The sequence below is a fragment of the Candidatus Hydrogenedentota bacterium genome (assembly GCA_019637335.1).
Classification (GTDB): domain Bacteria; phylum Hydrogenedentota; class Hydrogenedentia; order Hydrogenedentales; family JAEUWI01; genus JAEUWI01.
Genome location: JAHBVV010000007.1, coordinates 98,749 through 111,365, shown reverse-complemented (window position 1 = coordinate 111,365; position 12,617 = coordinate 98,749). Strand labels below are relative to the sequence as shown.

The following is a 12,617-nucleotide window of genomic DNA, read 5'->3' as shown; positions in this document are numbered from 1 at the left end:
CCGCCGCCCGGATCTCCGCCTCAGGGCGGTTCCACCGGCTCCGGATGGTCGTAGAAGTTCTCCAGCGTCTTCCACCAGGGCGGCAGCTGGTCCATCGTGCAACCGTACGCGTTCACCAGCTTGTCCATTCCCGTCCCGCTGAGCCGCGGCTTGATGTTCAGGTACGTCAGCGCGTTCTTCGTCGCCCACCGGTCCCAAACCTTCGTGCGCTTCCGCTGCTCGTCCGGCGGCAGCTTGTCGTAGCGCGCCTTGTCCATCTTGCACGCGTTCTCCACCAGCCCCCAGAAGTCGCTCGGAGCCAGCCGCGAAATCTCCGTCATATACCAGTCCGTCCCGATCATCATCTTCTCGTAGAGCTTGCCCGCGTTGCCGCGCTGCTCCAGCGCGTCCCGGAAAATCGGCTCCACCAGGTCCGTGAACGACGCGCCGCTCCCCGTAAGGTACGACAGATCCGTGTACACGTTGTCATACCGCGTGACCAGCTCCGTGATCTTCGCGGACCAGTCCAGCGGGTACTCCGCCGCCCACTTGTCCAGAAAGTCGCCCCACGCGGTCTTCGGCGCAAGCAGCTCCGCGGCTGATTCCTTCGCGTGATCGTCGCGGATTTTGTGGTCGTTGCGGATGTGGATCGCCCCCTTCACGAAATAGTCCTTGAAACTCCGGTCGCCCGTCGCACCCGCCACCATCGGGTTCTTCTGGAGGAGCAGATCGCAGTCCTCCTTCGCCGCCTGGGTGTTGATCCCGTACCGCGGGTTCGCGTACACCGCCAGCTTCGATCCAAAGTGCGCAAAACACAGCCGCAACTTCGGGTACGTCTTCAGAACCGGTTCCCACGCATACGGCGAGGTCGTGAGCTGGTCGTACAGGCAGTAAAACCCGAACCCGGTAATCTCGTAGCGCATCTTCTCCAGCGATTTCTGGCTCTTCGTGCGGTCCCGCCGGTACCGGTCCGGTTTCGTCCAGTGCGCCGGCGGATACCCCACCGGCGAGAATGCCGCCGCCGCCGCACGGTCCGTGTCATTCGCTTCCGCCGTGAAACGCCACGGAAAAACCAGCGCCCCGTCCGGCGGGTGGCCTGTCGGGCTCGTGTGGTTAAGTATCGGGATGTCGTTCGCCGTCACGTACGTGTAAAACTCGTCCAGCCGCTCGTCCAGCGTTTGCCCGACCTCCTCGCCGTGCATCGCCGCGTTGTTGTACGGCATCCAGCCGCACCGGGCGTACAGTTTCACCCCGACATACGATTGGGTGTCCATCGCCGCCTTTACGATGTCGAGCCCGTTCGGCCGCCGCGGGTCAAACGGGCAAAACGGAAGGATCTGGCCCGGCCAGAGCTTCGCCATGAGGTGCAGCACCTCCACCTGGTGCCGGATCGCCGCGTCGCTGCGCGTGAAAAAGCGGTGGTGCTTTTCGGAGCGCGGCGACTTGGAGAAGTAAGAGATCCCCGTGTCCGCAGTCTCCTCCTTGCGCGCTTCCGTCTCCGTCATGCTGTCGCCGGAGCCCTTCGCCTTCGCCGCCTTGCTGGCGATCGACGTGCCCAGCGGCGTATAGCCAAAATCGAGCAGCATCGGCGTCACGATAATCGGGTTGCCGATGTCCTGGCGATCCGTGGCGTCCTGGAAGCGCTGCGTGCTGTTGATGATCTTCTTGGCGACCCACGGGTCGTCCTTGAAATTCCAGTGGCCGAAGCGCCGCGCCTGAACAACCTTAACCGTGTAGGATTCCTCGCCCTTCGCGTAGTACTCCGAGAGCGCCTTCACATACGCCTGCCGCTTCTTCTCGCTCCTCAGGTCGTTCCCGTTGAAGAGCCCGTGCTTTTCAAACTTGTCCACGGCCGACTTCGTCTTCGAAAGGCTCACCCCGTGGATGTGGCAGTGAACGTCCACAATCGGCAGCTTCGCCAGCGGCTCGTCCAGCGTCGAGGCCGTCTGGCTTTCCTCGCTCACCGCACGCGGAACCGCCCGCGTCCGGCTCGCCTGAAGCGGGTCCGCGACTTCCTCATCCCGCCGGACGACATCGATATTAATCGTGCCGTCGATCAGCTCGGATTCGAAAATCTCGTCCGGAGCAAGCGGGTTCGATATGTCGTAGAGTTCGTCCTCTTCGACCGGGTTCGTGTCCGTCGTCGAGTCGCTGCTTGGGGGAGGGTTCGTACCGCTGTCCATCGTATAACTGTCCGCCTTCTGGTTCAGGAACGGTGCGCGTCGACCAGCTTCTGCCGGGTGGTTTCATCCGCTTCACCCGTCTCCGGAAGCCCGCTGTCCTTCTGGAACTTGGCCAGCGCGTCCCGGTAGACCCGGGTGATTTCATCGTCCACAAAGCCGCAGTGATACCCCAGATTCGAAAGCCGCTGCTTGACGCCCTTGACCCGCTCCACCGGAAGCGTCGTCCCCAGATCCAGGATATAGAGCTTCTCTTCCTCCGGCGGGCCCACCCAGAGCTTCCCCTTGCGCGCGCCGCAGGGGATGTAGATGTCCACATAGCCCTCGGCGTCCGTAACGCCCCGGGAAAGGCGCCCGTCAATGTCCACGCGGTACGATTCGTGCATGCGCGGCTCCCCGTGCTTCATCAGCCGCACGCGAAGCTTCGCGGGCACCCCCTTGCGCCGGAAACGGTAGCTCGCGCCGGTCGCCTTGGACACGTTCTTCTTCGTGATCGGGCGGACCGTCACCCGGTCGCCCGGCATCAGGATATTGGGGTCCTTCCGGACCTCCTTCAGCTCCGCATTGTCGGGGTCGTCCCAGATCGTCTGCCAGAAATGGCCGTGCGCCTCCGCTATCGAGGACATGCAGTCGTTGTCCTTGACAATATACTTGCCTTTTCCAACGGGCTTTGATGCGCTTGTGTTTTCCGCCATGCAACCGCCTTCGTCAGGCCGCCCGCCAGCCACAGCGGCCACGACACCCTAAGTTATACCACGAAAACTACCGCCCCGGGGCGCACCGATCACGGCAGCGCCGCGCTCTCCACCGGGTGAAGCCGTCGCGTGTTCAGCACCATGCCGCGCACCGCCGGGTTCGTCCACTGGTTGGACGCGTACGATTCCACCAGGTGCCACTTCCCGTACGCGTCCATCACCCGGTAGATAATCGTCTGGTCTGTCTGCAATTCCTTCTGCGCCAGCGTGAAGTAGTCCTGCACCTTGATCAGGTCCTCCCGGTGGATGCCCTCGTACACGCTCTTCCCGATCAGTTCCTTCTCGGTCAGCCCGTAAATCTCGCGCGAAGCCGGTGAAACGTAAATGTAATTGTCCTGCCGGGATACAATGGCCACCACCTCGAAGGAATGCGCGATCAACGCCTTCAGCCGCTCCTCGTTCAGCCGCGCCGCCTCTTCCTGCCCGCCCCGTTGCAACTCCGCGGACTGGGCCCGCGCCTCGTTCAGCGCCTGCTTCAACGCCTCCTGTTCGCCGCGAAGGGCCCCTTCCCGGCGCGCCGCGCCCCAGCGCGGGATCCAGCTGAGCAGGGCGAAAAGCAGCACCAGCGCGGCGATCGCCCCGGAAATCGAATAGGCCCCGCGCCGTTCCGAGGCGCGCCGCGCTTCGTGAAAGAGCGACGTGAGCCGCGCGCCCGATTCGTCCAGCCTCAGAGCCGAAAGCTGTTCCTGTACCGACGCAAGCTCCGCGCGCGCGGCCACCGCCCGCTCCATCTGCCCGGACAGCCGGTCGAGAGACTCCGCCCCCGCCGCATCCAGACCGGCGAGCTGTTCGCGCAGCAGCGCCTCACGGGCCGCGTCCGGCGAGAGCATATAGGCCTGCATCGCCGTCAGAAACGGCGCCATTCCCGGGCCGCCCGGAGCGGCGGATCCCTGCCACGCGTCCACAAACGCCGGCAAGGAGGAAAGCGCCGCCCGCCAGGACGCGTGCGCCGTCTTGAATTCCTCCACAAGGGACAGCTTCTGCCCCAGCAATACGGACGTCTCCACGCGCGCGTCGGCGAAGGGGCCCGCTTCGAGGCCGGACGGCTCCCGGCTCAGCCGGTTCTCGATGCGGCGCATTTGACGCGTGGCGAAAACCACGGAGTCATAGTGATTCAGCGCATTGCTTTGCAACCGGTGCAAGTCCCGGTCCAGCGCGGCGTCCGTCGCCGTGAGCGCAAGCAACGCCTCGTCATACGCCGCGCGCTCCCCGCCGCGCCCCAGGCCCGAACCGTACAGCGCCAGCGCCAGCAAAATGATCGCAAGCACCGACCACATCCCCAGGTCCATTCCTGTAATCCGGCGAATCATTCCGTTGCCTGCTCCCGCCGGGCGCCCAGCAGGCGCTCGTCGTACCACCCCGTCAATGACTCCAGAAAAGCCACGATCCGGCTGATCTCGCCCGCCCGCAACTCGCGGCCGAGCTGGTGGCGCGCCATCAGCTCCACGGCCGCATCAAGCGTCTCCGCCGATCCGTCGTGAAAATACGGGGCCGTCACCGCGACATTCCGCAGGCCCGGAACCTTGAACTGGTAGCGGTGCGCCTCATTCCCCGTAACGTTGAAGCGGCCGAGGTCCGAGGTCTTCGCGGGAACCCGCGATTCGAGGTAGCTCTGAAACGATGCGTACAGGTTCCCGCCAACCCCCGCGCCCTGGTGGCACCGGACACATCCAAGATCCTTGAAGAGCTGGTAGCCTTCCCGGGCCGGTTCCGGCAGCGACTCGCCGTTCAGAAACCGATCAAAATCGGCGTTCGGCGTCACCAGGCTTTGCAGGAATGTGGAGAGCGCATTCTCCACCGCGCTTTCCGATATCCCCGATTCAGGATAGGCCCGCCGGAAATCTTCCTGGTAACTCGCGTCGCCCTCCAGGCGCGCAAGCGCTTCGCTCCACTCGGCGTCCAGCGCGTTCTCCGAACGGACCTTCGACTGGATCACGCCCTCCAGCGACTGTGTTCGCCCGTTCCAGAAATACGCGAATTGGCCGGCCGAATTGAAGACCGTCGGAATATCGTAATCGTGCTCCCCCACCGCGATCCCGGGGCCGCCATCACCCGCCGTCCCGCCGCGCTCCAGGGGGTGGCACGTCGCGCAGCTGATGCGCCGTTGCGCCCCGGACAGCGCAGGTTCGTGAAACAACCGGCGTCCAAGCGCAACCCGCCCCGCGGGCAGGTTCTGCGGTGGAAGCGGCAGGATGGGCTCCGCCTGCCGCGCCATAAACTCCGGGGCAAGGCGTCCGGCCTCCAGGTCGCCCGGATCGCCCTTCGGCGCGGAGCACGACGCCGCGAGAACGCAGACAATCCCCGAAAACACCGCATGTCGGCACACGCTTGCCATCAATTCTTCCCACAACACCTGCCGGCCCACGCCGCGCCGGCGCCACGTTGTTGACAGTGGGCGCTACCCGGGTGCGGCCGCGCCTCGAGTTAAGCCCGATCCGAATGCGCTCTACGATACAGGGTTGCCCGATCGAATGCAACGCCCGGCAATCGCTCACTCAGCCCCCGTGACCCCAAAATCACCCCAATCCTTCAACGTGCGCCAACGTGGCCTGGCCCTCCAGGCTGACGCGGGGCACGGCGCCTTCGAACGGCCCATCAACGCTGGAAGGCCAGACTCGGATTTCCAGGACCGAACCCATCATTTCTTCATTCGCGTGAATTCACGTCCATTCGCGGTTCAACTTTGTCCGTTTGCCGCCCGCGGCTGCTCCCGATGCATTCGTGTGCATTGGTGTTCATTCGTGGTTAAAAATGCGCTCTAGATCATCCACCCAATCCCTCTGCGTACAAGAAATCACCCTATGCGCTCTCTGCGTTCTCTGCGGTCAAAGCTTCGTCTCTCTTTCTCTTCGTGAACTTCGCGCCCTTCGTGGTGATCATCTCTTCGGTTGCGGCCAGAGGCTGCGCTGTGTTCTTTGTGATCTTTGCGCTCTTTGTGGCTCCAAATCCAATCCCCCGCCCACCGTAACCGCGCATCACGCCCTGGATCGTCTCCTTTGCGGCTTTTCTCCTCTGCGCCGTCGCGTGAATATCAATCCTTCTCCAACCTCTTTCCTTCGTGGACTTCGTGGACTTCGTGCCCTTCGTGGTGATCATTTCAGACTCATCCGGTTTGAGCGTACGGGACTATTCACAGGCGTTTCTCCGTGCCCGAATTGTCCGGAACCGTCAATGTATGCCGGCAAGAGCCTCTGTTGGCGAAATCGTTTCCTCTGGTCTTTCGGCCCGAAGGGCCAGCGCAGCTCCCAGCCCTGGGCAACGCCCAGGGAACACGGGGACACCACCTTCCACGCCCTGAAAGGGCAGCGCAGTGGTGAGCCAGCCCAGCGTTTCTGAAATTCGACTGCGCTGCCCTTTCAGGGCGTACAAGAAACCCGCCGCTCAATCCCCGGGCGTTGCCCGGGGCTGAAAACTCCGTTGGCCCTTCGGGCCGAAAGAGTGCGTTCGCATTCAGTTCTGCTGCCGAATATACCGTCTGCGCTGCAGACACGATCCAAAGGATCTCGTATCCGCTCACAGCATCGCCGCCCGGAAAAGAGAACCGAGCAAACTACTCCTATTTGCCGTTCTCGTTGCCGACGTACCTTCAAACCGGATGAGCCATCATTTCTTCATTCGCGTCCATTCGCGGTTCAATGAAATCGGTTGCGGCCAACGGTTGCACGGTGGCCTCCGCGCCCGTCGTGGTGGTCGCCCTTTTCTCTTTGCTCTCACCCAAAGCCCAAGCGGCGCCCATTCGCGCTTCATTTCCTCTCCCGCCGCCCAACGGGTGCGTCCCGGATTAAATGCGAATCGCCTCATTCGGTGGTTGACAAGCAGGCGGGCGACAGGCTAAGGTTCCATTGATCTGGTATGCCGTTCCGCGTACGGATTGCGATGGGGTTGGGAGCCCGAGGGCCGCCTGGCCCCCTGTCCCGTGGCCGCCCCGCGATCACTATCGCCATCCCGTCGCGCGCGCCAGGAGCCAAGTGTGGGTTGACGGTGGCAGCGTCCGGAATGCCGAAAGGGAAGGTAATGCGTCTAAAGCTGGTCGCGGGGATCGCCTGCTTGGCTCTGTCCTCGATCTTAATGGGCTGCCCGCTCTTCGAAGGGCCCGAAGCCGCCTTCACCGCCACCCCCACCGAGGGAAACGTACCGCTTACCGTCCTCTTCGTCGATCAGTCCAATGCCGGCTCAACCGATATCATCGGATGGCAGTGGGACTTCGGCGATGGACTGAGAAGCACCGCGCAGAATCCCAGCCACGTCTATACCGCGCCCGGAAGATACCGCGTTACACTCACCGTCACCACCCGCCTCGGAAACGACACCGAAACCAGAAACGACTTCATCACCGTCCGCGAACTTCCGCGCGCCAATTTCACCGCATCCCCGCGCACCGGTGAAGGCCCCCTGCAAGTCACCTTCAGCAACCTGTCCACCGCCGGCGCCGCGCCCATTACCTCCTACGCCTGGGATTTCGGAGACGGTTCCACAAGTGAAGAAATAAACCCCGTCCACCTCTACGACGATCCCGGGACCTACACCGTCAAACTCAGAGTGATCACGGAAATCGGCGAAAGCACCGAGACCAAGGCCAATTTCATCACGGTGCAACAGCGGCCCACCGCCTCCTTCACCGCCTCGCCCACGGCCGGCGCCGCCCCGCTGGCGGTCCAGTTCACGGACACCTCAAACGCGGGCTCCTCACCGATTACCCGGTGGAATTGGGACTTCGGCGACGGATCCACCGACACGCGCCAGAACCCCTCGCACGTATACACCGCGGCGGGCAGCTACACCGTCTCCCTTTCCGTGACCTCTGAAGTAGGCATGAGCCCCATCGTCACGCGGCGCAACCTCATTGTCGTCGAGGAGCTCCCCCGCGCGAACTTCAGCGCCTCCCCCACAACCGGCCCAGCCCCCCTCAACGTGAACTTCACCGACCTCTCCTCCGGCGGCTCCGACGTGATTGCGGAATGGCTCTGGGACTTCGGCGACAGCACAAGCAGCACCCTGCCCAGCCCGAGCCACCGCTACGCCAGCGATGGCGTATACGATGTCTCGCTTACCGTGACCACCTCCACGGGAAGGAGGCACACCGCCACCAAGCGCAGCTTCATCACGGCCCAGCGCGCCCCCCGCGCCGCCTTCAGCGCCACACCCAGAAACGGCGAGGCCCCGCTCACCGTCCAGTTCACCGACTTGAGTGACGCCGGCTCCGCACCCATTACCAGCTGGCAGTGGGACTTTGGCGACGGCAGCACGAGCACCGATCGCAATCCCTTCCACTCCTACAGCCGGCCAGGCCGTTACAACGTGACCCTCGGCATTTCCACGGCCGTCGGCAGCAATTCCGTCACCCAGGTCAATTACATCCAGGTCGAACAGAAGCCCGTGGCCGCGTTCTCGGCCACCCCGGTCAGCGGCGCGGCCCCCCTGGCGGTGTCCTTTGCCGACCAGTCGACCGCCGGCTCCTCCGAGATCACCGCCTGGGCGTGGGATTTCGGCGATGGCACAAGCAGCACGCAGCAAAACCCGACGAAGACCTACAACCAGGCCGGCATCTACTCCGTCTCCCTGACCGTAACCTCCGCCGCCGGAAGCAGCACGCTATCCAAGCCCAACCTGATCACCGTGCGCCAGTTGCCCTCCGCCGATTTCTCCTCGAACGTCACCACCGGAGCCGCGCCGCTGACCGTCCTCTTCTCCGACACCAGCACCGCCGGCAGCGAAAGCCTGACCGGATGGGCCTGGGACTTCGGCGATGGCGGCACAAGCACCCTGCGTAACCCCAGCAAGGTCTACAGCCAGCCCGGCGTCTACACCGTGTCCCTGACCGCAAGTTCCACCGTGGGCAGCGATACCGAAACGAAAACCGACTACATCGTCGTGAGGCCCGCCGTGAACTTCAGCGCCTCGGCCGTTTCGGGAACGGGCACGCTGACAACCACCTTTACCGACACGACGGCCCTCGGACCGCTTGAAGTGGTGTCGCGCTCCTGGGACTTCGGCGACGGCTCGCCGGCCAGCACCGAAGCGGGCCCCACCCACACCTACGCCGAGCCCGGCGTCTATACGGTGCGGTTAACCCTCCGCACCACACTGGACAGCCAGAACGACGTCCGGACCCGCACCGGCTATATCATTGTACGGCCCAATCCCTCGTTCACGGGCGACACCCTCTCGGGCGACGGCAGCCTCCTGGTGAATTTTACGAATACCACCGAGCTGGGCTCGCTGGAGCTCGCCAGCGTGCTCTGGAACTTCGGCGACGGAACGACCAGCCAGACGGAGAACCCGTCCCACACCTACGCCGAGCCGGGCATCTACAACGTCGCCTTGACCGTAACGACCGCCGCGGGTTCACAGACCACCACCCGCACGGGCTACGTGAATGTCAGGCCCGTGGTGGATTTCGCCGCCAACGTGACCTCGGGCGCCGCACCCCTTACGGTGGCCTTCACCAACACCACCGCTCTGGGCAACCTGACCATCACAGGCCGGCTCTGGGAGTTCGGCGATGGAACGACCTCCGAGACCGCCAATCCGGTCAAATCCTATGCCGCGCCCGGCGATTACGACGTTACGCTCACCATTACAACCGCGCAGGGGGTGGCATCCGCATCAAAGCCCGCCTTCATCACCGTCAACGCCAAATCCGTCGCCTTCGCCCCCCCGGGCGAGACCAGCCGGGGCCACGCGCTGATTGAGTTGCCACAGGGCGGCTTCGCCATCGCCGGAGCACTCGACGCGGGCGGCGGCGATGGGTGGGACGCCATGCTCGTCCTGACCGATGACAGTGGCAACGCCCTGCCCGGCTGGCCCAGGGCCTTCGGCGGCGCCGGGGACCAGCAGGTCCACGATCTCGTCGCCACGGGCGGCGGCTTCCTGCTCGCCGGTGTTTGTGATGGCCCCGGCGCAAGCGACGCCGATGCCTATGTTGTGAAGCTGGATGCGAACGGCGACCTCGCCTGGGAACGCCGGATCGGCGGTCCCGGGGCCGACGTCGCACAGGCCGTCGTTGCCCTGTCGGGCGGCGGATACGCCCTGGCCGGAAGCAGCGCGCCCGGCGGCGGCGCCGAATACGCCTGGATCGTCCTGCTGGACGAAATGGGCGGCGTGCGGGCCGAAGCCTGGCACGGCGGCGGCGGTGGCGATCGCGCCTGGGACCTCGTGGAAACCGCGTCCGGGGAACTGGCCGTGGCCGGCGGCGACGACACCGGCGGCTGGGTTATCCTCGCCGGCGCCGATTTGAGCGAAACCGCGCGGCTGCACCTGCCCCAGTTCGGCGCCTGTGGCGTTCGCGGTATCGCCGCCAGCCCGGAATCGGGCTTCGCGCTCGCCGGCTCCACCCCGGGCGGCGAGGCCGGCGCGCCCGATATGCTGCTCGTGCGCATCACCGAGGATCTGGACGCCGTGCTCTGGGAGCGCGCAATTGGCGGCCTCGGCGCGGACCAGGCGCTCGACATCGCGGCCTCCGCCAGCGGTGGCTACCTGCTCGCGGGATCCATCGATCACGGCGCGGAGGGCGGCGCCGAAATCACCGTTATCCGGACCGATGCCGGCGGCAATGTGCTGCTCGAAGCGGGTTCGCCCGGCGCCGGCGTGGGCTACGCCGCGGTCGAAACCGCGGACGGCGGCGCGGGCGTGGCCGGCGTCTCCATCTCCGATGCCGAAGGCGAACAGGCCGTGCTGTTGCGGGTACAGTCCCTGGGCGAAACGCCATGAACCGCGCCCCGCGCCACAACGGGTGAAGAAGGCGTATGCACGAATTGAGCCGCTTGAATCGATGCAGAATGGCCGCGCTGGCCGCCCTGGTCTGTCTCGTGGCGCTGTGCGCCCCGGCCCGGGGAGCCGGCCACGGCTTCATCGAAGTGCAGTGCGAGCCCGATCTGAAAGTCTTTCTCGACAACAAGTTCGTTGGCGTCTCCGGCGAAGGCGGGCTGCTGCTGCGCCGCGTGCCCGCCGGTCCCCACGTTGTCCGCGTTGAAAAAGAGGGCTACCAGCCCGCGAACAGCGACACCTTCCTCCTCGAACCCGAGCAGGTCTACGTCTTCAAGGCGCCCAAACTCGACGCGCTCCTGGATCCGCAGGCGGATATCGACGAGGAGTCAGCGCGCGCCACGGGCAGCATCGTCATTCAGACCATTCCCGTCGAATGTCTCATCACCCTGCACGGGATCGGCCTCACCGGAAGCGACGAGGAAATCGTCAAGACCGAGGACCGCTGGACCGCCAACGGCGTGCGCGTCGGGCGTTACCTCGCCACCTTCTCCGCCCGGGGCATCGAACACCGGGAAGTCGTCACCGTGCTGGCCAACCGAACCGCACACATCCTCGTGGACATCGAGCGCGGCGAGATGACCGACATCGGCCTTCGAAACGCCCGCGAGCTGCAATCCGAGGGCTGGCGCGAACGCGCCGAGGCCGAACGGGAAACCGCCCGCCAGGAAAACATGGCGTTGCTACGGGCCCGCGCCAACGAGCGGGAACGCCGCGAAGACTACCAGAGGCGCAGCCTCGACCTCCTCATACACCAGGGCGAAAAGCAGTTCGAGGCCGCCCAGTACACCCGCTGCCTCTACACCATGCTACAGGCGCTCTACCTCGACCCGAGAAACGAGATCGCCCAGTACTACTACCGGGAAGCCCACCTGCGCCAGGGCGGCGAAGTCCGCGCCATCAAGCTCGAAGGCGAATACCGCCAGTTCATCTACGGCGCCGAAGGCGAATTCGGATTCGAACTCACCAACGACGGAGGGCGATGGGCGCTTCGCGTACACTCCGGCGAAAAGGACCTCGAGGTGGTCGACGCGTCCGTGCACGACTACACCCTCAAATTCACCCGGCGCTACACGCTCTCCGCACTCCAGATCTTCTCGAAGGAGAAGGGCCGCCTGCTGCCGCGCATACACGCCAGCCGCGACGACAAATGGGCCTACGAGGACTACGAACTCACCCTGGACGGGCGCGCCGCCGAAGGCCGCCGCCGCTGGCGGCACGGCCGCGCCAAGATCAACGGCATGCCCACCGACGAGTGGTTCCCCGTGACCTTCGTCAAGAAAGACAGCGACCAGCCGCCCGCGGGCTATCTGGGCGTCTTCCACGAAGACGTGCTGCAAGTCGCGCATCTCGAGGGCGAACCCGACGAGCGGCATCTGCGCGATCGCAAGGGCTGGCCAGCGCAGTACGGCGCGGTCATCCTCGCCTGCTACAAGGATTCGCCCGCCGAAGCCGCCGGACTGCGCCAGGGAGACTTCGTCTACAAGTTCGACGGCGCCGACGTCCTGAACAGCGCCGACTTCCAAAATCTCGTCGCCACAAACCCCTTCGCCACCGTCGTCCTCGGCATCTACCGCGACGGCGAGCGCAAACAGATCCGCGTCAAGCTCAACGGTGCCTGACCCTTTCGCGGCATACCGTAGAGGCTCGAATTTGAGACAGGTTGGGCGTTGCAGTTGGATCGGGATTCCAACCTGTTTCAATTTTCTGTCGTAATATTTTAGCAGCCTGAAGCGGAAACGCGCGGAAACGGCACGAACGGACCGTTAACATACGAGGAAGCGCGGCAAAGGATCGCGGACATTCCTGTCTGCGGCAGGACGAGCGCAAGACATTTCGTGATCGATGTGTATGTAAAGAGGCGCGGGTCCCCAATGCTTTCAGCTCCTGGGGACGCCGGGGATCTATTCCAAACCAATTACCTCGCTTTATTTCCCGA

General features: G+C 64.5%; 7 protein-coding genes. 2 read left to right on the top strand and 5 right to left on the bottom strand.

Annotated features, from left to right (window positions below; translation table 11 throughout):
- Positions 1-20: 20 nt before the first annotated feature.
- The 5 genes from KF886_10390 to KF886_10370 all read right to left on the bottom strand — a co-directional run bounded on the left by KF886_10390 (position 21) and on the right by KF886_10370 (position 6,010).
- Positions 21-2,162: a hypothetical protein gene (locus tag KF886_10390; protein ID MBX3177760.1), complete on the bottom strand. Its 2,142-nt coding sequence runs from the start codon at positions 2,160-2,162 to the stop codon at positions 21-23.
- Positions 2,163-2,185: 23 nt separating this feature from the next.
- On the bottom strand, positions 2,186-2,785 hold the full coding sequence (locus KF886_10385; GenBank protein MBX3177759.1) for a peptidoglycan-binding protein: 600 nt from the start codon (positions 2,783-2,785) through the stop codon (positions 2,186-2,188).
- Positions 2,786-2,943: 158 nt separating this feature from the next.
- On the bottom strand, positions 2,944-4,203 hold the full coding sequence (locus KF886_10380) for a PAS domain S-box protein (protein ID MBX3177758.1): 1,260 nt from the start codon (positions 4,201-4,203) through the stop codon (positions 2,944-2,946).
- A gap of 17 nt (positions 4,204-4,220) precedes the next feature.
- Positions 4,221-5,249, bottom strand: a complete 1,029-nt coding sequence (locus tag KF886_10375; protein MBX3177757.1) for a c-type cytochrome — start codon at positions 5,247-5,249, stop codon at positions 4,221-4,223.
- A 464-nt stretch (positions 5,250-5,713) separates the two neighbouring features.
- Entirely contained in the window at positions 5,714-6,010 is a 297-nt protein-coding gene (locus KF886_10370; GenBank protein MBX3177756.1) for a hypothetical protein, read from the bottom strand.
- Positions 6,011-6,928: 918 nt separating this feature from the next.
- Here KF886_10370 and KF886_10365 point away from each other — a divergent pair.
- Entirely contained in the window at positions 6,929-10,624 is a 3,696-nt protein-coding gene (locus KF886_10365) for a PKD domain-containing protein (GenBank protein ID MBX3177755.1), read from the top strand.
- A 53-nt stretch (positions 10,625-10,677) separates the two neighbouring features.
- A complete protein-coding gene (locus KF886_10360) occupies positions 10,678-12,300 on the top strand; it encodes a PDZ domain-containing protein (GenBank protein MBX3177754.1) in 1,623 nt (540 codons plus the stop codon).
- Positions 12,301-12,617 lie beyond the last annotated feature (317 nt).

Coding starts and splice junctions, on each gene's coding strand:
- KF886_10390 (MBX3177760.1), bottom strand. CDS start 2,162: ATGGACAGCGGTACGAACCCTCCCCCAAGCAGCGACTCGACGACGGAC.
- KF886_10385 (MBX3177759.1), bottom strand. CDS start 2,785: ATGTCCTCGATAGCGGAGGCGCACGGCCATTTCTGGCAGACGATCTGG.
- KF886_10380 (MBX3177758.1), bottom strand. CDS start 4,203: ATGGACCTGGGGATGTGGTCGGTGCTTGCGATCATTTTGCTGGCGCTG.
- KF886_10375 (MBX3177757.1), bottom strand. CDS start 5,249: ATGGCAAGCGTGTGCCGACATGCGGTGTTTTCGGGGATTGTCTGCGTT.
- KF886_10370 (MBX3177756.1), bottom strand. CDS start 6,010: ATGATCACCACGAAGGGCACGAAGTCCACGAAGTCCACGAAGGAAAGA.
- KF886_10365 (MBX3177755.1), top strand. CDS start 6,929: ATGCGTCTAAAGCTGGTCGCGGGGATCGCCTGCTTGGCTCTGTCCTCG.